Source organism: Serratia sp. X3, assembly GCF_014982455.1.
Taxonomy (GTDB): Bacteria; Pseudomonadota; Gammaproteobacteria; order Enterobacterales; family Enterobacteriaceae; genus Serratia; species Serratia ureilytica.
Window position 1 is genome coordinate 682,376 of the sequence record NZ_JADCNB010000001.1, and the last position, 18,776, is coordinate 701,151.

24 protein-coding genes are annotated in these 18,776 nt (G+C 61.4%); 11 read left to right on the plus strand and 13 right to left on the minus strand.

The features are described from left to right. Nucleotides 1-36: 36 nt before the first annotated feature. Together flgM and flgA are read right to left on the minus strand one after the other, a co-directional pair. The gene (gene flgM, locus IMX17_RS03195; protein WP_004934832.1) at nucleotides 37-348 is read right to left on the minus strand and encodes a flagellar biosynthesis anti-sigma factor FlgM; all 312 of its coding nucleotides are present in this window, start codon (nucleotides 346-348) and stop codon (nucleotides 37-39) included. A 128-nt stretch (nucleotides 349-476) separates the two neighbouring features. Next, nucleotides 477-1,130, minus strand: coding sequence for a flagellar basal body P-ring formation chaperone FlgA (flgA, locus tag IMX17_RS03200; protein ID WP_182264262.1), 654 nt, complete (start codon nucleotides 1,128-1,130; stop codon nucleotides 477-479). Between the two features lie 160 nt (nucleotides 1,131-1,290). On the opposite strand from flgA, the gene flgB reads away from it, so the two are divergent. The 11 genes from flgB to flgL all read left to right on the plus strand — a co-directional run bounded on the left by flgB (nucleotide 1,291) and on the right by flgL (nucleotide 11,366). Continuing rightward, complete coding sequence (gene flgB, locus IMX17_RS03205) at nucleotides 1,291-1,704, plus strand: flagellar basal body rod protein FlgB (RefSeq protein WP_033643526.1); 414 nt, start codon at nucleotides 1,291-1,293, stop codon at nucleotides 1,702-1,704. Nucleotides 1,705-1,709: 5 nt separating this feature from the next. Then, complete coding sequence (gene flgC / locus IMX17_RS03210) at nucleotides 1,710-2,114, plus strand: flagellar basal body rod protein FlgC (protein ID WP_004934826.1); 405 nt, start codon at nucleotides 1,710-1,712, stop codon at nucleotides 2,112-2,114. A gap of 12 nt (nucleotides 2,115-2,126) precedes the next feature. After that, complete coding sequence (flgD, locus tag IMX17_RS03215; protein WP_046896594.1) at nucleotides 2,127-2,804, plus strand: flagellar hook assembly protein FlgD; 678 nt, start codon at nucleotides 2,127-2,129, stop codon at nucleotides 2,802-2,804. Nucleotides 2,805-2,858: 54 nt separating this feature from the next. After that, on the plus strand, nucleotides 2,859-4,082 hold the full coding sequence (gene flgE, locus IMX17_RS03220; RefSeq protein WP_046896595.1) for a flagellar hook protein FlgE: 1,224 nt from the start codon (nucleotides 2,859-2,861) through the stop codon (nucleotides 4,080-4,082). Nucleotides 4,083-4,094: 12 nt separating this feature from the next. Beyond that, nucleotides 4,095-4,850 carry a flagellar basal body rod protein FlgF gene (locus tag IMX17_RS03225; RefSeq protein ID WP_046896596.1) on the plus strand — a complete coding sequence of 252 codons (756 nt, stop codon included), beginning with the start codon at nucleotides 4,095-4,097 and terminating at the stop codon, nucleotides 4,848-4,850. 18 nt (nucleotides 4,851-4,868) lie between these two features. Beyond that, nucleotides 4,869-5,651, plus strand: a complete 783-nt coding sequence (gene flgG, locus IMX17_RS03230) for a flagellar basal-body rod protein FlgG (RefSeq protein WP_004934819.1) — start codon at nucleotides 4,869-4,871, stop codon at nucleotides 5,649-5,651. An 83-nt stretch (nucleotides 5,652-5,734) separates the two neighbouring features. Further along, on the plus strand, nucleotides 5,735-6,436 hold the full coding sequence (gene flgH, locus IMX17_RS03235; RefSeq protein ID WP_004934817.1) for a flagellar basal body L-ring protein FlgH: 702 nt from the start codon (nucleotides 5,735-5,737) through the stop codon (nucleotides 6,434-6,436). Nucleotides 6,437-6,446: 10 nt separating this feature from the next. Next, complete coding sequence (locus IMX17_RS03240) at nucleotides 6,447-7,547, plus strand: flagellar basal body P-ring protein FlgI (protein ID WP_004934816.1); 1,101 nt, start codon at nucleotides 6,447-6,449, stop codon at nucleotides 7,545-7,547. Next, nucleotides 7,547-8,491 carry a flagellar assembly peptidoglycan hydrolase FlgJ gene (gene flgJ / locus IMX17_RS03245; protein WP_033632749.1) on the plus strand — a complete coding sequence of 315 codons (945 nt, stop codon included), beginning with the start codon at nucleotides 7,547-7,549 and terminating at the stop codon, nucleotides 8,489-8,491. The genes IMX17_RS03240 and flgJ overlap by 1 nt, the downstream gene beginning before the upstream one ends. Before the next feature lie 206 nt (nucleotides 8,492-8,697). After that, nucleotides 8,698-10,347, plus strand: a complete 1,650-nt coding sequence (gene flgK / locus IMX17_RS03250) for a flagellar hook-associated protein FlgK (protein WP_033643519.1) — start codon at nucleotides 8,698-8,700, stop codon at nucleotides 10,345-10,347. A gap of 59 nt (nucleotides 10,348-10,406) precedes the next feature. Beyond that, nucleotides 10,407-11,366 carry a flagellar hook-associated protein FlgL gene (gene flgL / locus IMX17_RS03255; RefSeq protein WP_182264264.1) on the plus strand — a complete coding sequence of 320 codons (960 nt, stop codon included), beginning with the start codon at nucleotides 10,407-10,409 and terminating at the stop codon, nucleotides 11,364-11,366. A gap of 325 nt (nucleotides 11,367-11,691) precedes the next feature. On the opposite strand, the gene IMX17_RS03260 is transcribed toward flgL, so the two are convergent. From IMX17_RS03260 to fliJ, 11 genes are all read right to left on the minus strand, one after another. Then, nucleotides 11,692-11,958 carry a hypothetical protein gene (locus IMX17_RS03260; protein ID WP_182264265.1) on the minus strand — a complete coding sequence of 89 codons (267 nt, stop codon included), beginning with the start codon at nucleotides 11,956-11,958 and terminating at the stop codon, nucleotides 11,692-11,694. Nucleotides 11,959-12,297: 339 nt separating this feature from the next. After that, entirely contained in the window at nucleotides 12,298-12,432 is a 135-nt protein-coding gene (gene sra / locus IMX17_RS03265; RefSeq protein ID WP_013813483.1) for a stationary-phase-induced ribosome-associated protein, read from the minus strand. Between the two features lie 357 nt (nucleotides 12,433-12,789). Next, nucleotides 12,790-13,572, minus strand: coding sequence for a flagellar biosynthetic protein FliR (gene fliR / locus IMX17_RS03270; protein ID WP_033632754.1), 783 nt, complete (start codon nucleotides 13,570-13,572; stop codon nucleotides 12,790-12,792). Between the two features lie 2 nt (nucleotides 13,573-13,574). Then, the gene (gene fliQ / locus IMX17_RS03275) at nucleotides 13,575-13,844 is read right to left on the minus strand and encodes a flagellar biosynthesis protein FliQ (protein ID WP_004934803.1); all 270 of its coding nucleotides are present in this window, start codon (nucleotides 13,842-13,844) and stop codon (nucleotides 13,575-13,577) included. Nucleotides 13,845-13,865: 21 nt separating this feature from the next. After that, nucleotides 13,866-14,627, minus strand: a complete 762-nt coding sequence (gene fliP, locus IMX17_RS03280) for a flagellar type III secretion system pore protein FliP (RefSeq protein ID WP_033632755.1) — start codon at nucleotides 14,625-14,627, stop codon at nucleotides 13,866-13,868. Next, nucleotides 14,624-15,028 (minus strand): flagellar biosynthetic protein FliO, encoded by a 405-nt coding sequence (gene fliO, locus IMX17_RS03285; RefSeq protein ID WP_033650868.1) that lies wholly within the window; start codon nucleotides 15,026-15,028, stop codon nucleotides 14,624-14,626. Before fliO ends, fliP begins: the two co-directional genes overlap by 4 nt. Then, nucleotides 15,028-15,444, minus strand: coding sequence for a flagellar motor switch protein FliN (fliN, locus tag IMX17_RS03290; protein WP_004934799.1), 417 nt, complete (start codon nucleotides 15,442-15,444; stop codon nucleotides 15,028-15,030). Before fliN ends, fliO begins: the two co-directional genes overlap by 1 nt. Then, a complete protein-coding gene (gene fliM, locus IMX17_RS03295) occupies nucleotides 15,437-16,441 on the minus strand; it encodes a flagellar motor switch protein FliM (protein ID WP_004934798.1) in 1,005 nt (334 codons plus the stop codon). The genes fliN and fliM overlap by 8 nt, the downstream gene beginning before the upstream one ends. 5 nt (nucleotides 16,442-16,446) lie before the next feature. Beyond that, nucleotides 16,447-16,932: a flagellar basal body-associated protein FliL gene (gene fliL, locus IMX17_RS03300; RefSeq protein WP_182264266.1), complete on the minus strand. Its 486-nt coding sequence runs from the start codon at nucleotides 16,930-16,932 to the stop codon at nucleotides 16,447-16,449. 165 nt (nucleotides 16,933-17,097) lie between these two features. Continuing rightward, entirely contained in the window at nucleotides 17,098-18,333 is a 1,236-nt protein-coding gene (locus IMX17_RS03305; protein WP_046896598.1) for a flagellar hook-length control protein FliK, read from the minus strand. Then, nucleotides 18,330-18,776 (minus strand): flagellar export protein FliJ, encoded by a 447-nt coding sequence (fliJ, locus tag IMX17_RS03310; protein WP_033643513.1) that lies wholly within the window; start codon nucleotides 18,774-18,776, stop codon nucleotides 18,330-18,332. The genes IMX17_RS03305 and fliJ overlap by 4 nt, the downstream gene beginning before the upstream one ends.

Sequence of the window (18,776 nt, forward strand, 5' to 3'; positions counted from 1 at the left end):
ATGACTTATCCTTTACCGCTACCCGCCGCCGCGTTGTCAGTCGCGTCCGGCGATCCATTGAACATCGCTCTGCGCGTCTTGCAGCAGTGCGTCGGCGATTTTGCCGGCGTCCATCTTCAGTTCACCGTTGCGGATCGCCTGTTTGATGGCCTCGACCCGGCCCATATCGATATCCTGGGTGCCTGGCTGCATCAGGCGCGCCTGCGCCTCGCTCAGTTTGACCTGCGTGCCGCTGACGGCGGTTTCGGCCACGGCGGCCTTACGCGGCTGGAGCGGGTTGTCGGCCGGGGTTTCACGCGGTTGCACAGTGGAAACCGGCTGTAACCGCTGGGTGCGATCGATACTCATGGTCCATCTCCGTTTACGCCGTGACCGCTCTCGGCGACGACGCTGCAATGAAAGTGTTGCGGCCCTGGTGGCCAATAAAATGCTGCTTGATTTGTCTTATCGGCAAGGTTTGCGGAACCTTTACTTTTTTATAACGTAATGCGAATCGCGCCGTCGTTTCCGACCACGCCGCTGACGATTTGCCCGGACGCCATGCGCACGCGCACGCTGTCTTCGGCGGCGGCGTTGTTCATCGCCTTACCCGCGCCGCTGATGCTGAATCCTTCGCCCTGTGCATTGACCTGCACCGATTGCCCGGCCTTGATAATCCAAGCCCGGCGCAGCATGGCGAGGGTCAGCGGCTGGCCGGGGCTGATGTTGCGCAGGCTGACGGCGCCTAACGCTTTGCCCGCTTCGGTCAGCGCGCGCGGCGGCAGGGTATCGAGCCGACCTTCTTTCAACGTCAGGTCCGCCGCCGTCAACCGGCTGCCGGCGTTGATGCCGCGCGCCGAAACGAGATAGCGGCCGAACACCTGCACCTGCGTCTGGATAAAGCGCCGCTCCTGGCCACAGCGCGCCGAAATGCTGACGTTGCCGCCGATCCGCGCGTTGGGCGGCAGCGACAGCTGCGGCAGTTCGCAAGCGGGCCATTGGTTCGGCGGCGTGCGCACCCGCACTTTTACCTGTACCGGTTCGCCGCTGAACTTGCCTTGGATGAAGCTTTCGATTTGCGTCACCAGATCGCCGGCGCGCGCGTTCAGACTGCACAGCAGGCCGATAAGCAGCAGCATTTTACCTTTCATCGTCATCTTCTCAAGCTTCATCGGGATACGCGTAAGTGTACCCGCAGCGCGCGCAGGCTAAGCAGATAAATAGCGCCCCATTTTGCGTTTATTCCCGCGATAGGGTAGCGCGGAGGGCGTTTATGCTGTCGACTCCAAATTCTAACCTCGCGGAGGGAGCATGCTCGACAAACTGGACGCGGCTCTGCGCTTTGGCCAAGAGGCGCTGAACTTGCGCGCCCAGCGGCAGGAAATTCTGGCCGCCAACATCGCCAACGCAGACACACCGGGTTATCAGGCGCGGGATATCGATTTCGCCAGCCAATTGAACAAAGTGATGGAGCAGGGGCGCGTCAGCGGTAACGGCATGGCGCTCAACCTGACGGCGGCGCGCCATATCCCGGCGCAGACCCTGCAGCCGCCGCAGCTCGATCTGCTGTTCCGGGTGCCGGATCAGCCGTCGATGGACGGCAACACGGTGGACATGGATCGCGAACGCACCAACTTTGCCGATAACAGCCTGAAATATCAGACCGACCTGACGCTGCTCAACGGTCAGATCAAAGGGATGATGTCCGTACTGCAACAAGGATAAGGCGCATGTCTTTACTGAATATTTTTGATATCTCCGGCTCGGCGTTATCGGCGCAGTCTCAGCGCATGAACGTCAGCGCCAGCAACATGGCCAACGCCGACAGCGTGACCGGCCCGGACGGTGAACCTTACCGCGCCAAGCAGGTGGTATTCCAGGTCGCGGCGGCGCCGGGACAGCCGACCGGCGGTGTGCGCGTCGCCCAGGTGGTGGACGATCCGGCGCCCGAGCGCCTGGTGTATCAGCCGGGCAACCCGCTGGCGGACGCCAAGGGGTATGTGCGCATGCCGAACGTCGACGTAGTGGGGGAAATGGTCAACACCATCTCCGCTTCCCGCAGCTATCAGGCCAACGTCGAGGTGCTCAATACCACCAAGTCGATGATGATGAAAACCCTGACGCTGGGTCAGTAACCGGAGGTTCCCATGGCTATCGCCGCAACCACGAACGAGTCGTTGGACAACACCGTCATCGGTAACAACAGCAAAAATACCAACAGCCAGGATCTGCACAACAGCTTCCTGACGCTGCTGGTGGCGCAGTTGAAAAACCAGGATCCGACCAATCCGATGCAGAACAACGAACTGACCTCGCAGCTGGCGCAGATCAACACCGTTCAGGGCATCGAAAAACTCAACACCACGCTGGGGTCGATCTCCGGCCAGATCAACAGCAATCAGTCGCTGCAGGCCACCGCGCTGATCGGCCACGGCGTGATGGTGCCGGGCAGCAACATTCTGGTCGGCAGCAAAGACGGCAAAGTCAGCACCACGCCGTTCGGCGTGGAACTGGAGCGCGCCGCCGATCAGGTGACCGCCACCATCACCAACGCCAGTGGGCAGGTGGTGCGCACCATCGAAATCGGCGGTCTGACCGCCGGCGTACATGCCTTCACCTGGGACGGTTCGCTGGATGACGGCTCCACCGCCCCCGACGGCGCCTACAAAGTGGCGATTAACGCCAAAGGCAACGGCGAGCAGTTGGTGGCGCGCAGCCTGCACTTCGGCCTGGTGAACGGCGTGATCCGCGATGGCAACGGCGCCAAGCTGGATCTCGGTCTGGCGGGCAACGCCACCCTGGAAGACGTGCGACAGATCTTATAACCCTAAGCATCAGGCTCAATCGGACGATAGCCTGACCACTATTCGGAGAATAACATGGCTTTTTCTCAGGCAGTCAGCGGCTTGAACGCGGCAGCAACCAACCTGGACGTGATCGGTAACAACATCGCCAACTCCGCGACCGCGGGCTTCAAATCCGGCAGCGTCTCCTTTGCCGACATGTTCGCCGGTTCACAGGTCGGTCTGGGCGTTAAGGTGTCCGGCATCACCCAGAACTTCAAGGGCGGCACCACCACCAGCACCAGCCGCGCGCTGGATATCGCCATCAACGGCAACGGTTTCTTCCGCATGCAGGATAAAGATGGCGGCATATTCTATACCCGCAACGGCCAGTTCAAACTGGACGAGAACCGCAACCTGACCAACATGCAGGGTCTGCAGCTGACCGGCTACCCGGCGGCCGGCTCCCCGCCGACCATTCAGCAGGGCGCCAATCCGGTGCCGCTGAGTATTCCTGAAGGCATGATGAACGCCAAGGCGTCCACCTCCGGCGAGATGGTGACTAACCTGAAGTCGACCCATAAAGTGCCGGAAAACAAGACGTTCGATCCGACCAAGCAGGACAGCTACAACTACGTCAACACCATCACCGCCTACGACTCGCTGGGTAACGCGCACAACATCAATGCTTACTTTGTGAAGACCGAAGACAACAAGTGGCAGGTCTACACCCAGGACGGCAGCGCCGCGCCGGTTGACGCCGGCACCATGGAGTTCAGCACCAGCGGCAACCTGGTGAAAACCACCAGCACCAACGGCGCGCCGGGCGAGTTCAGCATGGTGATCCCGATGACCGCCAAAGACGGCGCGCCGGCGCAAAACTTCACCCTGAGCTTCGCCGGCAGCATGCAGCAGAACGTGGGCAGCGACTCGGTGAGCAAGGTGGCGCAGGACGGCTATGCCGCCGGTGAATACACCAACTTCCAAATCAACAACGACGGCACCGTCGTTGGGATCTACTCCAACCAGCAGACCCAGGTGCTGGGCCAGATCGTCATGGCCAACTTCTCCAACCCGGAAGGGCTGGCGTCGCAGGGTGATAACGTTTGGCAGGAAACCGGCGCGTCCGGCCAGCCGCGCGTCGGTCTGTCGGGCGGCGGCGGCTTCGGCAAGCTGACCAGCGGCGCGCTGGAATCTTCCAACGTCGATCTGAGCCAGGAGCTGGTGAACATGATCGTCGCACAGCGTAACTACCAGTCCAACGCCCAGACCATCAAGACGCAGGACTCCATTTTGCAGACGTTGGTTAGCCTGCGCTAATAGGGTCGAGTTATGGATCACGCGATTTATACCGCGATGGGCGCGGCGCGCCAAACGCTGGAGCAGCAGTCCATTACCGCCAACAACCTGGCCAACGCGTCGACGCCGGGCTTTCGCGCCCAGCTCGCCGCGCTGCGCGCGGTGCCGGTTGACGGCCCGAGCCTGGCGACGCGCACGTTGGTGACTGCCTCGACGCCGGGCGCTGACATGAGCCAGGGGGCGCTGAACTATACGGCGCGCCCGCTGGACGTGGCGCTGCAGCAGGACGGTTTCCTGGCGGTGAGCCTGCCGGGCGGTGGTGAAGCCTATACCCGCAACGGCAACATCCAGATCTCCTCCACCGGGCAGTTGACGGTGCAGGGGCTGCCGGTGATGGGCGACGGGGGGCCGATCGAGGTGCCGCCGTCGGCGGAGATCACCATCGCCGCCGACGGCACCATTTCGGCGCTGAATGCCGGCGATCCGCCGAACACCATCGCGCAGATCGGCCGCCTGAAGCTGGTGAAAGCCGACGCGCGCGAAGTGATGCGCGGTGACGACGGGCTGTTCCGCCTGACGCCGGAAACCCAACAGCTGCGCGGCAATCAGTTGCAAAACGATCCGCAGGTGCGGGTGATGCCCGGGGTGCTGGAAGGCAGCAACGTCAAGCCGATGGAGACCATGGTCGACATGATCGCCAACGCCCGCCGTTTTGAAATGCAAATGAAGGTCATCCACAGCGTGGATGAAAACGAACAGCGTGCCAACTCACTGCTCTCAGTGAGCTAAGCAGCAAGGAAATAACCGATGATTCCATCCTTATGGATTGCCAAAACCGGTCTGGACGCGCAGCAGACCAACATGGACGTGATCGCCAACAACCTGGCGAACGTCAGCACCAACGGCTTCAAACGCCAGCGTGCGGTATTTGAAGATCTCCTGTACCAGACCATGCGTCAGCCGGGGGCGCAGTCCTCCGAGCAAACCACGCTGCCTTCCGGTCTGCAGATCGGCACCGGCGTGCGTCCGGTGGCGACCGAACGTCTGCACAGCCAGGGCAACCTGTCGCAGACCAACAACAGCAAAGACGTCGCCATCAAGGGACAGGGGTTCTTCCAGGTGATGCTGCCGGACGGCACCCAAGCCTACACGCGCGACGGCTCGTTCCAGATCGATCAGAACGGCCAGCTGGTCACCTCCAGCGGTTTCCAGGTGCAGCCGGCGATCACCATCCCGGCTAACGCGCTGTCCATTACCGTCGGCCGCGACGGCATCGTCAGCGTCACCCAGCAAGGGCAAACCGCCGCCCAGCAGGTGGGGCAACTGACGCTGACGACCTTTGTCAACGACAGCGGTCTGGAGAGCGTGGGCGAGAACCTGTATCAGGAAACCGAAAGCTCGGGCGCGCCGAACGAGAGCACGCCGGGGCTGAACGGCGCCGGTCTGCTGTATCAGGGCTACGTGGAGACCTCCAACGTTAACGTGGCGGAAGAGCTGGTCAACATGATCCAGACTCAGCGCGCTTACGAGATCAACAGCAAAGCGGTATCGACTTCCGATCAGATGCTGCAAAAGCTGACGCAACTGTAATCTGTCATTGACGGGCCCGGCTTGCCGCGCCCGTCATTCTCTTTCGTGAAACAAAGGCGATACCCGTGGTAACCACATATTCGATGGCAATCCTGCCGCGGCAGGGACAACGCTGGCTGGCGGGAATGGTGATGCTGACGCTGAGCGGCTGCGCTTATATTCCGCATAAACCGCTGGTGGACGGTGCGACCACGGCGCAGCCCGCGCCGGCCAGCGCGCCGATGCCGAACGGCTCGATCTTCCAGACGGTGCAGCCGATGAACTACGGCTATCAGCCGCTGTTCGAAGACCGCCGTCCGCGCAACGTCGGCGACACCCTGACCATCGTGCTGCAGGAAAACGTCAGCGCCAGCAAGAGCTCCTCCGCCAATGCCAGCCGCAACGGCGCCAGCAAGTTCGGCGTCGCCACCTCGCCGCGTTACCTTGACGGCCTGTTGGGCAATGCGCGCGCCGATATGGACATTTCCGGCGACAGCACCTTCGGCGGCAAGGGCGGCGCCAACGCCAACAACACCTTCAACGGCACCATTACGGTGACGGTCAACCAGGTGCTGGCCAACGGCAACCTGCACGTGGTGGGGGAAAAGCAGATCGCCATCAACCAGGGCACCGAATTCATTCGTTTCTCCGGCGTCGTCAACCCGCGCACCATCAGCGGCAACAACTCGGTCACCTCAACGCAGGTGGCGGACGCGCGGATCGAATACGTCGGCAATGGCTATATCAACGAGGCGCAGACCATGGGCTGGCTGCAGCGCTTCTTCTTAAATGTTTCACCGTTCTAAGGATTGACTGATGCTGAAAAAATGGTTTATCGCGCTGTGCGTCGGGCTGGTGTGCTTGCCGGCGGCGGCGGAGCGCATCCGCGATCTGGTGACGGTGCAGGGCGTGCGAGACAACGCCCTGATCGGCTACGGCCTGGTGGTAGGGCTGGATGGCTCCGGCGACCAGACCATGCAGACGCCGTTCACCACCCAAAGCCTGAGCAATATGCTGTCGCAGCTGGGCATCACCGTGCCGCCGGGCACCAACATGCAGCTGAAAAACGTGGCGGCGGTGATGGTGACCGCCAAACTGCCGCCGTTCTCGCGCGCCGGGCAGAACATCGACGTGGTGGTCTCATCAATGGGCAACGCCAAGAGCCTGCGCGGCGGCACCTTGCTGATGACGCCGCTGAAAGGCGTGGATAACCAGGTCTATGCGCTGGCGCAGGGCAACGTGCTGGTCGGCGGCGCGGGCGCGGCGGCCGGCGGCAGCAGCGTGCAGGTCAACCAGTTGGCGGGGGGGCGCATCAGCAACGGCGCCACCATCGAGCGCGAGCTGCCGACCACCTTCGGCAGCGGCGGCGTACTCAACCTGCAGCTGAACGACGAAGACTTCACGCTGGCGCAGCAGATCAGCGACGCCATCAACCGCCAACGCGGCGGCGGCACCGCGACGCCGCTCGACGCCCGCACCATTCAGGTGCTGGTGCCGCAGGGCAACAGCTCTCAGGTGCGTTTCCTGGCGGAGATTCAGAACATCACCGTCAACGTCGGCGCGATGGACGCCAAGGTGATCATCAACTCGCGCACCGGGTCGGTGGTGATGAACCGCGATGTGATCCTCGATTCCTGCGCCGTCGCCCAGGGCAACCTGTCGGTGGTGGTCGATCGGCAGAACACCGTCAGCCAACCGACGACGCCGTTCGGCGGCGGCCAGACGGTGGTGACGCCAAACACCCAGATCTCGGTGCAACAGCAGGGCGGGTCGCTGCAGAAGGTGAACGCCAGCGCCAACCTGAACAACGTCATTCGCGCGTTGAACGCGCTGGGCGCCACGCCGATCGATCTGATGTCGATCCTGCAGGCGATGCAGAGCGCCGGCTGCCTGCGCGCCAAGCTGGAAATCATCTGATGGCGGGCGATCTGATGGCGATGTCGGGCGCGGCCTATGACGCCCAGGCGCTGAACGGCCTGAAGCGCGACGCGGCGGCCGACCCGCAGGGCAACCTCAAGCAGGTGGCGCAGCAGGTGGAAGGCATGTTCGTGCAGATGATGCTGAAAAGCATGCGTTCCGCCTTGCCGCAGGACGGGGTGTTGAGCAGCGATCAAACGCGGCTCTATACCTCGATGTACGATCAGCAAATCGCCCAGCAGATGTCGCAAAAAGGGCTGGGGCTGGCCGACATGATGGTCAAGCAGATGAGCAACGCCAATACGGTGCCGAGCGAAACCGCGGGCTTGTCGCCGATGGCGCTGGACAACGAGGTGCTGCAAACGCTGCCGAACCAGGCGCTGGAGCAGATGGTGCGCCGGGCGATGCCGAAAGCCCCGCCGGCCGCCGCGCCGCTGTCGCTCAACAACGGCAACTTCGTCGCTCGTCTGTCGATACCGGCGAAGGTCGCCAGCCAGCAGAGCGGCATTCCGCATCAGCTGATCGTCGCGCAGGCGGCGCTGGAATCCGGCTGGGGGCAGCGCGAGATCCCAACCTCAGACGGCACGCCGAGCTACAACCTGTTCGGCATCAAGGCCGGCGGCAGCTGGAGCGGGCCGGTGACGGAGATCACCACCACCGAGTTCGAACAGGGCGCGGCGAAGAAGGTGAAGGCGAAGTTCCGCGTCTACGGCTCGTACGTCGAAGCGATCGCCGATTACGTCAAACTGCTGACCAACAACCCGCGCTACGCCGACGTGGCCGCCGCGCGCAGCCCGGAGCAGGCGGCGCATGCGCTGCAGCGCGCCGGGTACGCCACCGATCCCCAGTACGCCAGCAAGTTGGTCAGCGTGATTCAGCAGATGAAGAGCGCGGGGGAGCAGGCGGTGAAAGCTTACACCCACGATCTGAAAGATTTGTTCTAAATCCCCGTCATTCTTGACGCCGCTGCGGCGCCAATTATTTAGGGGATAGGCGGTAATGAAGGCTCGCTGGATGCTGACCGCGTTACCGCTTTTTTTCCTCAAGTTCTTCTCATTTTTGCCGATAACCGAAACAGGCTGAGCGAACAGGCTCAGCAGCTCAATTAAGAACCCTGTGGGCCACCGGCGCCGCAGCATAAGGAATTCCGATGTCCAATAGCTTAATCAATACCGCGATGAGCGGGCTGAATGCGGCTCAGGTGGCGCTCAGTACCGTCAGCAACAACATCTCCAACTACAACGTGGCGGGCTACAACCGTCAGACCGCGATCCTGGCGCAGAACGGCGGCATGGCCACCATGAGCGGCTTTATCGGCAACGGCGTGACCGTCACCAGCGTCAACCGCGAATACAACCAGTTCATCACCAACCAGCTGCGCGGCGCGCAAAGCGCGTTCGGGGCGCAAAACGCCTATTACGAGAAGATTTCGCAGATCGACAACCTGTTGGCGAGCAAGACCAACCCGCTGTCGACCAACATGCAGGATTTCTTCACCAACCTGCAGAACCTGGTGAGCAACGCCGGTGACGACGCCGCGCGCCAGACGGTGCTGGGCAAGGCCAACGGCCTGGTGAACCAGTTCAACAACACCGACAAATTCCTGCGCGACATGGACAACGGCGTCAATCAGCAGATCAGCGATACGGCGCAGCAGATCAACAGCTACGGCCAACAGATCGCCAAGCTGAACGACGAGATCACCCGTTTGCGCGGCAGCGCCGGCGGCGAACCGAATGCGTTGCTGGATCAGCGCGATCAGCTGGTCACCGAATTGAACCAGCTGGTGGGCGTACAGGTCACGCAACAGGACGGCGACGCCTATACCGTTTCCTTCGCCAACGGGTTGACCCTGGTGCAAGGCAGCAATACGTATCAGGTGGAAGCCGTGCCTTCCAGCAGCGATCCTTCCCGTCTGACCATCGGCTATAACCGCGGCAACGGCGCCAGCGAAGTGCCGGAAGGCCAGATCACCAGCGGCACGCTGAGCGGCGTGCTGAAATTCCGCAGCGAAACGCTGGACGGCGTGCGCAATCAGCTGGGCCAGTTGGCGCTGGCGATGGCGGACAGCTTTAACCAACAGCATCGCGCCGGCTTCGATCTGAACGGTGACGCGGGCGGCGACTTCTTCAGCTTCAGCGGCGGCCGGGTGGTGGATAACACCCGCAACACCGGCGACGCGTCGCTGTCGGTCTCTTACACCGATACCGGCAAGGTGAAGGCCAACGATTATCGCGTCGAGTTCGACGGCAGCAACTGGCAGGTCAGCCGTCTGCCGGACAACGTGAAAGTCAACGCGACGCCGGGCACCAGCGCCGACGGTAAACCGACGCTGAACTTCGACGGGTTGGAAGTGAGCATTGACGGCAATGCGCAGGCCAAAGACAGCTTCACCGTGAAACCGGTCAGCGACGTGGCGGGCAACCTGAAAGTGGCCATCACCGATTCGTCCAAGATCGCCGCCGCCGGTAAAGACGACAGCGGCCGCGGCGATAACGAGAACGCCAAGAAACTGCTGGATCTGCAAACCAAAAACCTGGTGGACGGCAAAGCGACCCTGAGCGGCGCTTACGCCGGCATCGTCAGCGGCGTCGGCAACCAGACCGCCGCCGCCAAGGCCATCGCCACGTCGCAGGCCAAAATCGTCACCCAACTGGGCGCGCAACAGCAGTCGATGTCCGGCGTCAACCTTGACGAAGAGTACGGTGAACTGCTGCGTTTCCAGCAGTACTACATGGCCAACGCGCAGGTGATTCAGACCGCCAGCTCGCTGTTCGACGCGCTGCTGAACATTCGTTGATTTCATTGTTAATCGGCGCCGATAACGGCGCCGGTCGCTCAGAGTAAGGAACCCACAGCATGCGCATGAGTACCGGCATGATGTACCAACAAAACATGAACGGCATCACGGGCAACCAGTCGCTGTTCATGAAGGCCGCCGAGCAGCTTTCCTCCGGCAAGCGAGTGATCAACCCGTCCGACGATCCCTTGGCGGCGTCGCGCGCGGTGATGCTGTCGCAGTCGCAGGCGGAAAACAGTCAATACACGCTGGCGCGCACCTTCGCCCGTCAGAACGTGTCGATGGAAGAAACGGTATTGGCCGGCGCGACCTCCACCATCGCGGACATGAAGGCGTTGATCGTCAACGCCGGCGGCACCGAAAGCGATAACGATCGCCAGTCGCTGGCCACCCAGCTGCAGGGGTTGAAAGATCAGCTGCTGAACCAGGCCAACAGCACCGACGGCAACGGCCGCTATATGTTCGGCGGGTATGTGAACGACAAGGCGCCGTTCGTCGACAATGGCGGCACCGTCAGTTACCAGGGCGGCGACAAGACGGTTGAGCAGAAAGTGGACGCTAACCGCACCATGACCATCGGCCATACCGGCAACGCGGTGTTCATGTCGTTGACCAGCAATCCGAAGCCCGAGCCGGACGGCAGCGCGCCGGTCAGCAACATATTCGAGAGCATCGATATTGCGCTGAACGCGCTGAAAACCCCGCTGCAGGGCGCCGACGAGGCCACCAAGCAGCAGGTGAACGATGCGCTGGCGAAAGCCAACCGCGGTCTGGACAACTCCTACAACAACGTGCTGAGTGTGCGCGCCGAGCTGGGCAGCCAGCTGCAGGAGATGGATCAGTTGGACAGCATCGGTAAAGAGCGTGACATGACCAATCAGATCCAGATGAGCGCGCTGACGGATGCCGATCTGGCCGAGTCTATCTCGTCCTACTTCATGCAGCAGGCGGCGCTGCAGGCGTCGTATAAAACCTTCAGCGATATGCAGGGCATGTCGCTGTTCCAGATGAATCGTTAAGAGCAATACCCCGTTGCCTGACCGCGACGGGTTTCCCTTTAGTGCGCTTAGAAAACGCCTTCTCCGCCCCGCGGGGAGGGAGGCTTCTTGAAACCGGGCGCACTCGTTTGGCGCGTCGCTCGTTCTCCCACTACTGACTGAGTGACGCGCCTTTTTTTGTCTGCGTGTTCCCCATTCACCTTAAGCCTTAGCGGAAAGGCACGCCGCGATCGTTGCCGGACCCTTTAGTGCATTGACTGCCTATGTTGACGAAGGCTGAGGCCGGCGCCGCTCATCCGTTGCATTTCTGCTCTGGCCAGTTCTCTCAACATAGGTCGATCTCCTGTTAACGCGACTTGGCGTTATTTTTAGGGCTGTTGTTTTCGATTTGAGGCTTGCGGCTCTCATTGAACAGCCACCGTATTGGCGTATAGAGGCACTCGGCCAACTTCCATGAGCCAAATAAAGTAAACGGGATGATGACGAAACTATCGACGCCAGGCGGAAGAACAAATAATCCCCAGGAAAAGCCCAGCGTATTTAAAATAGTGCTCATGATCAAAAGGGCGATGCCGCTGATGAATAAATCACTCAGCTGGAATTTTATCTTCATATTTACACCGATTATATTTGAGCGAGGCTTGCAGCGTGCTGTCTGCAAGGTTTCTTCCAATATAACGCTGGGGGAGTAAGGTGAGAAATCGATTTTTCTTGTCAGTGAATAAATAAGGGGTGTGAGTAAATTAAATCATTAATACATTGTTTTTAAATTTAACGCGGCAGTCAGGGTGATGTGGCGCGTTATTTCCTTCCTAAGAATAAAGTACACCGGCACGGTTTGCCGGCGAGTGATGAGTGTGGGTCCCGGGCTGCCGATGCGGCGCCGCGTCGAATGACGTTGCAGAAGCCGGATAGGGGGCAACCCGGAATTTTTGCTACAGGTCCTGCGCGATTATTTCTTTTTCTTCACCACTTTCCATTTTCCGCCATCGCTGGTCTCGGTGAAGGAAACTCTAAACTTGTTGCTTTTCCAGTGGGTCAAACCGAATAATCGGCGTGCCTTGCGGTTGCTTTTTGCTTTAATCATGATGTCGCTCCTGTAGTTAGCAAAGGTCGATGCTGCGCCCTGCAGCCGGCAGGCTGCCGGACGCATTTATTCAGGGTGTAAGTTATCTGCCGCGCATTTGACTCTGCGTGGCTGCGTTATTTTATTTTTCTCTAATCAATAAGTTTATATTATCGCCATGGGTGACTGACGGGGTGCTGGCGATATTTTTTCTACCGGGTCTATTTTAGGTCGGGGTTTTATTTATTCAAGCCGCCGGAGACATTTGAACCTTAATCCGGATAAAAGGCGTTTCTCAGGCTTTTGTCCCAATAAAACGGTTTTATTGCCATTTTGTCTCAGGCGGAAGAGGGGGGAAGGAAGGGGCCGCACAGGGGCTCAGAAGGTCATGCCGCCGATCACCGCCGCCAGACGATCGAATATCTCACCGAACAGGTGCTCACAGAATGGCGCCAACATCGGCATCATCATGCCCAGCGTCATGATGCCGAAGGTCATGGTGACCGGGAAACCGATCACGAAGACCGACAGCTGCGGCGTCATGCGGTTGAGCAGGCCGAGCGCCATGTTGAGCGTTAACAGCAGGCAGATCAGCGGCAGCGCCAGCATCATGCCATTGATGAAGATCAGCGAGCCGACCTGAGTCAACACCAGGAAGCCGTTGCCGTTCAGCGGCTGCGTTTGGATAGGCAGGGTGTGGAAGCTGTCCGCCAGCAGCGAAATCAGCCACAGATGGCCGTCAAAGCTGAGGAACAGCAACATCGCCAGCAGGTTGAGCAGGCGCGCCAGCACTGGCATGTTCGGGCCGCCGCTGGGATCGAAGAAGGTGGCGAACGACAGTCCCATCTGCATGCCGATCACTTCCCCCGCCAGGCGCACCGCCGCGAAGGCGAACTGCATGGTTAACCCCAGCGCCACGCCGATCAGAATCTGCTGAATCGCCAGCCACAGGCCGGCGGCGGAGAAGATGGGGATATTGCTGGCGGGCAGCGTCGGCGCAATCAGGATGACGATCAGCCCGCCAAGGCCGATTTTGACCTTTTTGCTGATTTGCTTTTCGCTGAATATCGGCGCGGTGCTGATCAGCGCCAGAATGCGCAGCAGCGGCCAAAAGTAGTGGCTGAGCCAGACGGTGAGCTGGGCGCTGTCGAAGGTGAGCACGGTCAGCCGATCAGGGTAGGCAGGTTGCTGAACAGGGTGCGCATATAGTCCAGCAACAGATTCAACATCCAGGGACCGGCGATGATGATGGTGGCCACCACCGCCAGAATTTTAGGGATGAACGACAGCGTCATTTCGTTGATCTGGGTGGCGGCCTGCAGCAGGCTGACGACCAGGCCGCTGATCAGCGCCGCCAGCAGCAGCGGGGCGGCCAGCGCCAGCGCGACTTTCATCGCTTCGGTGCCGAGCGCCATAACCGATTCAGGTGTCATCTCGCTTTCTCCGGTCAGGGGTTACGAATAGAAGCTCTGCGCCAGCGAGCCGAGCAGCAGCTGCCAGCCATCGACCAGCACGAACAGCATCAGCTTGAACGGCAGCGAGATGGTGGCGGGCGGCACCATCATCATCCCCAGCGCCATCAGCACGCTGGCGACCACCAGGTCGATAATCAGGAACGGAATGAACACCGTAAAGCCGATCTGGAAGGCGGTTTTCAGTTCGCTGGTGACGTAGGCGGGCAGCAGGATGCGCATCGGCACCGCTTCCGGGCCGGCCAGCGGCGGCTGATTGGCCAGTCTGGCGTACAGCGCGAGATCGGTTTCGCGCGTTTGCCGCAGCATGAATTCGCGCAGCGGCTGCGCGCCTTTATCCAGCGCGACTTCCAGCCCGATTTTGTCCTGGCTGAACGGCAGATAGGCATCCTGATAAACCTTGTCGAACACCGGCGACATGATGAAGAAGGTCAGGAACAGCGCCAGCCCCAGCATCACCTGGTTCGGCGGCGCCGACGGCGTGCCCAGCGCGTTGCGCAGCAGGCCGAGCACGATGATGATGCGGGTGAAGCTGGTCATCATCAGCAGCATGGCCGGCAGGAAGGTCAGCGAGGTCAACAGCACCAGCGTCTGCACCGGCAGCGACCAGCTCTGGCCGCCGTTGGCCAGCGGCTGGCTGATCAGCCCCGGCAGTTGCGCGAAAGCCGCCGGGCTGATGAACAGCAGGGCGGCAGGGAGCCAAACCGCCGGGCGGCGGACGAGGGTATGAAGAGTCGAGGTCATGCCGATTTTTCCGGGCGTTTCAGAACTTTTTGCATCAGTTGGCGGAAGTCCGCCGGCGTCGCCGCGTCGGCTTCGCCTGCGTCTTTCGGCGGAGCGGGCAGGGTGTGCAGCGGGGTGATCTGCTGGGCGGTGACGCCCAATACCAGCAGGGTGTCGTCGACTTCCACCACCACCACGCGCTCGCGCTGTCCGACCTGGCAACTGGCGCGCAGGTTAAGCAGTTTGTTGTTGCGCGCCTGCGGGGCGAAACCCAGCCGACGGAACAGCCAACCGGCCAGCAGGATCAGCAGCAGAATGCCGCCGAGCGCGCTGCTGACCTGCATCAACACCGAACCGGCCGGCAGGGCCGGCGCGGCGGGCGGTTGGGTGCTTTGGACGGTAACGGGCGCCGCGGCGGTCATCAGCGGCTCAGTCGACGCATGCGTTCGGATGGGGTGATGATGTCGGTGATGCGCACGCCGAACTTGTCGGCCACCACCACCACTTCACCTTGCGCGATCAGGTAACCGTTGATCAGGATATCCAGCGGTTCGCCGGCCAGGCCGTCCAGCGCCACCACCGAGCCTTGCGACAGGCGCAGCAGCTCTTTGATGGTCATCTTGGTGCGCCCCAGTTCCACGGTCAGCTTGACCGGAATATCCAGGATCAGGTCGATATCCTGCAGGCTGCCGAGCGCATCCTGAGCTTCCAGCGACTTGAACACCCCTTCGGTGCTCGCGCCGGATTTCTCTGAAGACTGCTGCTCGTTAAACGCATCAGCCCACAGATCGTCTACGGATTCCTTTCCTTCGCCAGACGGTTGCTTAGGATCACTCATTGGGCTGTTCCTCACTCAGAGCATTCAAAATAGGGTTAATCAAATGTTCAACACGCAGGGCGTATTGCCCGTTTAACGTGCCGTATTGGCTGGTCAGAACCGGTACGCCGTCCACATGGGCGATCAGGCGTTCCGGCTTGTCTATCGGTAATACATCGCCCGGTTGCAGCTTCAGGACTTTCGACAGTCGCATCGGGATATCGACGAAGTTGGCGATCAGCTCCAGTTCGGAGTGCTGCACCTGCTTCACCAGCGTTTCGCGCCAGTGGCTGTCTTCCTGCCGCGAATTTTCCAGCGGCGGGTTGGTCAACAGCTCGCGCAGCGGTTCGATCATCGCGAATGGAATGCAGATGTTGAACTCGCCGGTCAGCGCGCCGATCTCCACCTGGAACGGCGTGGTGACCACGATGTCGTTCGGCGAGGTGGTGATGTTGGTGAACTTCACCTGCATTTCTGCGCGCACGTACTCCACGTCGATCTTGTAGATGGCGCTCCAGGCGTCGCCGTAGGCGTCCAGCGCCAGGCGCAGCATGCGCTTGATCACCCGCTGTTCGGTCGGAGTGAACTCGCGGCCTTCGACCTTGGTCGGGAAGCGGCCGTCGCCGCCGAACAGGTTGTCGACGGCGATGAACACCAGGCTCGGCGCGAACACGAATAGGGCGGTGCCGCGCAGCGGGTTCAGATGCACCAGGTTCAGGTTGGTCGGCACCGGCAGGTTGCGGGCGAACTCGTGATACGGCTGGATTTTGATCGGGCCGACGGTAATGTCCGGGCTGCGGCGCAGCAGGTTGAACAACCCCATGCGGAACTGCCGGGCAAAACGTTCGTTGATGATTTCCAGCGCGTGCAGACGCTCGCGCACCACGCGGCGCTGGGTGTTCGGATCGTAAGGCTTGACCTCGCTCTCTTTGCCGACCACCGCTTCGGGTTCGTCACCCGCGCTGTCGCCGTTGAGCAAGGCGTCGATCTCTGCCTGTGAAAGAATGCTATCGCCCATAGTGATTACCGCAGTATGAAGGCGGTGAACAGCACGTCGCTGACCACCTGCTTCGGTTGTCCCTTAACCAGCGGCGGGCTGAGCACATCCTTAATCTGCGCCACCAACTGTTGCTTCCCTTGTTCATTGGCCAGCTGGCTCGCTTCCTGGCGGGAAAGCAGCATCAGCAGACGGCTGCGCACTTCCGGCAGAAAATCGTTCAGCTGACGGCGGGTACTTTCGTCCGGCAGACGCAGCGTGAGGCCGATGTACAGCACGCGATCCGGATTGTTGTCCGGCGTCACCAGATTGACGGTAAAGGTGTCGAGCGGCATGAACACCGGCGCCGCCGGCGGTTGTTCTTTGACGGCGGCCGGTTCGGCGCCGTTTTTATGCTGTTGCAGCAGCCACCAGCTGTAACCCGCGGCGCCACAGGCGACGATGCTGATCAATACCAGCAGGATGACCAGAAGGGGGCGTTTCGGTGCTGCCGGAAGGGAGTTCTGAGACATAGCCAAATCTAATTCCTGTTGTTCCACCCGAGGCCTGCGAGGCGGCGGGCATAGCGCGCGGCAAAGCCGCACGCATGACATGTAAAGGTATTATCGCGTCTATTACGGCGTGCAATAGCCTGAATAAACGCGCAAATGGGTGCCAGCTTGGGCGTTTGCAGCGGCTCAGGCGAAAATATCGACGCCGTTGACCGCGCTGGCCATGCGCTGCAACGCCACCGGCGCGCTGACGCCGTCGGCGGCCGCAGCCTCGCCGCCATGATGTTCAGCATAGCTGGAACGCCCCTGGCCATTGGAAGCCTGCTGCTGCGCCTGTTGCCATTGCGGGGTGGACTCGCCCCCCACGCTGCTCTGCCCCAGGTTGATGCCGCTCTCGGCCAGCGCGTGACGCAGCTGCGGCATCGCCGCTTCCACCGCCGCGCGCACCTGACCGTGGGCGGAGGCAATGTGCAATTGCGCCTGCTGATCGTCCAGTTTCAACGTGATCTGCAAAGCGCCCAGCTCCTGCGGGTGCAGGCGCAGCTCGGCGCTTTGCTGGCCGTTGCGGTGGAACATCAGCACCTGTTGGTTCAACGCCTGCTGCCATTCCGGGCTGCCCAGCTGCGCGTTGAGCTGCGGCGCGGGCGGCGCTGTCACCAGCGCGCCGGCCGGGGCGGCCGTTTGCGTTGGGCTGGCGGCGGCCAGGGCGACGGCGTGATTGAGCGTCGTCGGTTGCTGCGTATCGCTCGCCGGCAGCGGTTGAGCGGCACTGGCGCGCTCGCCGCCGGTCGGCTGCGGGAGCGCCGCCGTGGCGGTATCGCCGTCCGGAGCCGGGGTTTTAGCGTTGGTCACCGTCGTGGCGGCTGACGCCGACGAGCGCGCGGCGGTTTTATCGCCGGCTGCCGCGATGTTCAGCAGGCCGTTGCCGTGCTGCAGCGCAGTCGCATCGTCAGCGTTTTCCACCGGCAGCGGCCGCTGGCCGTCGGCCGGTAGAGTCTGGGCGACGATCGCGGCCGGCAGCATGGCGTACAGCGCCTGCAGCGTCGCGGCATCCAGCTCTTTGGCCGCGGCGATCGGCGGCTGCGCCGGTTTATCGCCGGCGACGGGGACGGGCGCGTCGGCCTCGGGGCGTTCAGATGAAAGCGCATCGGCTGAGATTGCCGGGTTCTGCAGCAGGCCGCCGCGCTCGCCGAAGGCGGCCAGCAGTTGATTGAGCTGGTTGCGGCTCAGGGCCGGGGCGCGTTCATCGTCCGCGCTCAGTGCGACCGGCGGCTGTTTGCCATCGGCTGCGGGCGCGAAACGCGCGCCGAGCAGCTGAGCGAATGCCGTCGACAGTTGGCTCTCATCCAGCGCCGACGTCAGTTCGGCCAGGCCGCCGGCATCGCCGGGTAAGGTCAGGCCGGGCAGGGCGTTCAGATTCATGGGTTGATATTCCTTTGTGCACTGCGTTGAGCGAACTCATCCATCAGTTTTTGATCCCGTTTATTCTCCTGCTGCTGCTCCGCATTTAAGGCGCGGGTATGCAGGGTCTCGAAGGCGTTCAGCCGCTGTTGTTTGTCTTGCCATTGCTTCACCGCATGATCCACTTTCTGCCCCCACTGCAGCAGCTGCTGGCGGTGCTGGTCGATGGCCTGTTCCAGCGTGCCGATAAACTGCTGGTAATTTTGCCAGCGTGAGCTGTCCATGCCGTCGCAGAGCGTATGATTCAGCTTCTGGCGGTATTCGTCCTGATAGTTGAGCAGCATCGACAGCTGTTGCTCCGCCGCCTGCTGCGCCTGCCGAACCTGGCCCAGCTGTTGCGCGGCTTGTTCCACCGCGTCCTGCGCCAGATCGCGCAGGGTAATCAGGGGTGACTGTGATTTCAT

Excerpts from the sequence above, each read along its gene's own strand:
- IMX17_RS03240 (WP_004934816.1), top strand. The coding sequence starts at position 6,447 with ATGCTGAAAAAATGGTTTATCGCGCTGTGCGTCGGGCTGGTGTGCTTG.
- flgJ (WP_033632749.1), top strand. The coding sequence starts at position 7,547 with ATGGCGGGCGATCTGATGGCGATGTCGGGCGCGGCCTATGACGCCCAG.
- flgA (WP_182264262.1), bottom strand. The coding sequence starts at position 1,130 with ATGAAAGGTAAAATGCTGCTGCTTATCGGCCTGCTGTGCAGTCTGAAC.
- flgG (WP_004934819.1), top strand. The coding sequence starts at position 4,869 with ATGATTCCATCCTTATGGATTGCCAAAACCGGTCTGGACGCGCAGCAG.
- fliM (WP_004934798.1), bottom strand. The coding sequence starts at position 16,441 with ATGGGCGATAGCATTCTTTCACAGGCAGAGATCGACGCCTTGCTCAAC.
- fliP (WP_033632755.1), bottom strand. The coding sequence starts at position 14,627 with ATGACCTCGACTCTTCATACCCTCGTCCGCCGCCCGGCGGTTTGGCTC.
- flgL (WP_182264264.1), top strand. The coding sequence starts at position 10,407 with ATGCGCATGAGTACCGGCATGATGTACCAACAAAACATGAACGGCATC.
- flgK (WP_033643519.1), top strand. The coding sequence starts at position 8,698 with ATGTCCAATAGCTTAATCAATACCGCGATGAGCGGGCTGAATGCGGCT.
- flgE (WP_046896595.1), top strand. The coding sequence starts at position 2,859 with ATGGCTTTTTCTCAGGCAGTCAGCGGCTTGAACGCGGCAGCAACCAAC.
- flgM (WP_004934832.1), bottom strand. The coding sequence starts at position 348 with ATGAGTATCGATCGCACCCAGCGGTTACAGCCGGTTTCCACTGTGCAA.
- flgD (WP_046896594.1), top strand. The coding sequence starts at position 2,127 with ATGGCTATCGCCGCAACCACGAACGAGTCGTTGGACAACACCGTCATC.
- fliO (WP_033650868.1), bottom strand. The coding sequence starts at position 15,028 with ATGACCGCCGCGGCGCCCGTTACCGTCCAAAGCACCCAACCGCCCGCC.
- fliQ (WP_004934803.1), bottom strand. The coding sequence starts at position 13,844 with ATGACACCTGAATCGGTTATGGCGCTCGGCACCGAAGCGATGAAAGTC.
- IMX17_RS03305 (WP_046896598.1), bottom strand. The coding sequence starts at position 18,333 with ATGAATCTGAACGCCCTGCCCGGCCTGACCTTACCCGGCGATGCCGGC.
- fliJ (WP_033643513.1), bottom strand. The coding sequence starts at position 18,776 with ATGAAATCACAGTCACCCCTGATTACCCTGCGCGATCTGGCGCAGGAC.
- flgC (WP_004934826.1), top strand. The coding sequence starts at position 1,710 with ATGTCTTTACTGAATATTTTTGATATCTCCGGCTCGGCGTTATCGGCG.
- fliN (WP_004934799.1), bottom strand. The coding sequence starts at position 15,444 with ATGAGTGATCCTAAGCAACCGTCTGGCGAAGGAAAGGAATCCGTAGAC.
- fliL (WP_182264266.1), bottom strand. The coding sequence starts at position 16,932 with ATGTCTCAGAACTCCCTTCCGGCAGCACCGAAACGCCCCCTTCTGGTC.
- sra (WP_013813483.1), bottom strand. The coding sequence starts at position 12,432 with ATGATTAAAGCAAAAAGCAACCGCAAGGCACGCCGATTATTCGGTTTG.
- IMX17_RS03260 (WP_182264265.1), bottom strand. The coding sequence starts at position 11,958 with ATGAAGATAAAATTCCAGCTGAGTGATTTATTCATCAGCGGCATCGCC.
- IMX17_RS03225 (WP_046896596.1), top strand. The coding sequence starts at position 4,095 with ATGGATCACGCGATTTATACCGCGATGGGCGCGGCGCGCCAAACGCTG.
- flgB (WP_033643526.1), top strand. The coding sequence starts at position 1,291 with ATGCTCGACAAACTGGACGCGGCTCTGCGCTTTGGCCAAGAGGCGCTG.
- flgH (WP_004934817.1), top strand. The coding sequence starts at position 5,735 with ATGGCAATCCTGCCGCGGCAGGGACAACGCTGGCTGGCGGGAATGGTG.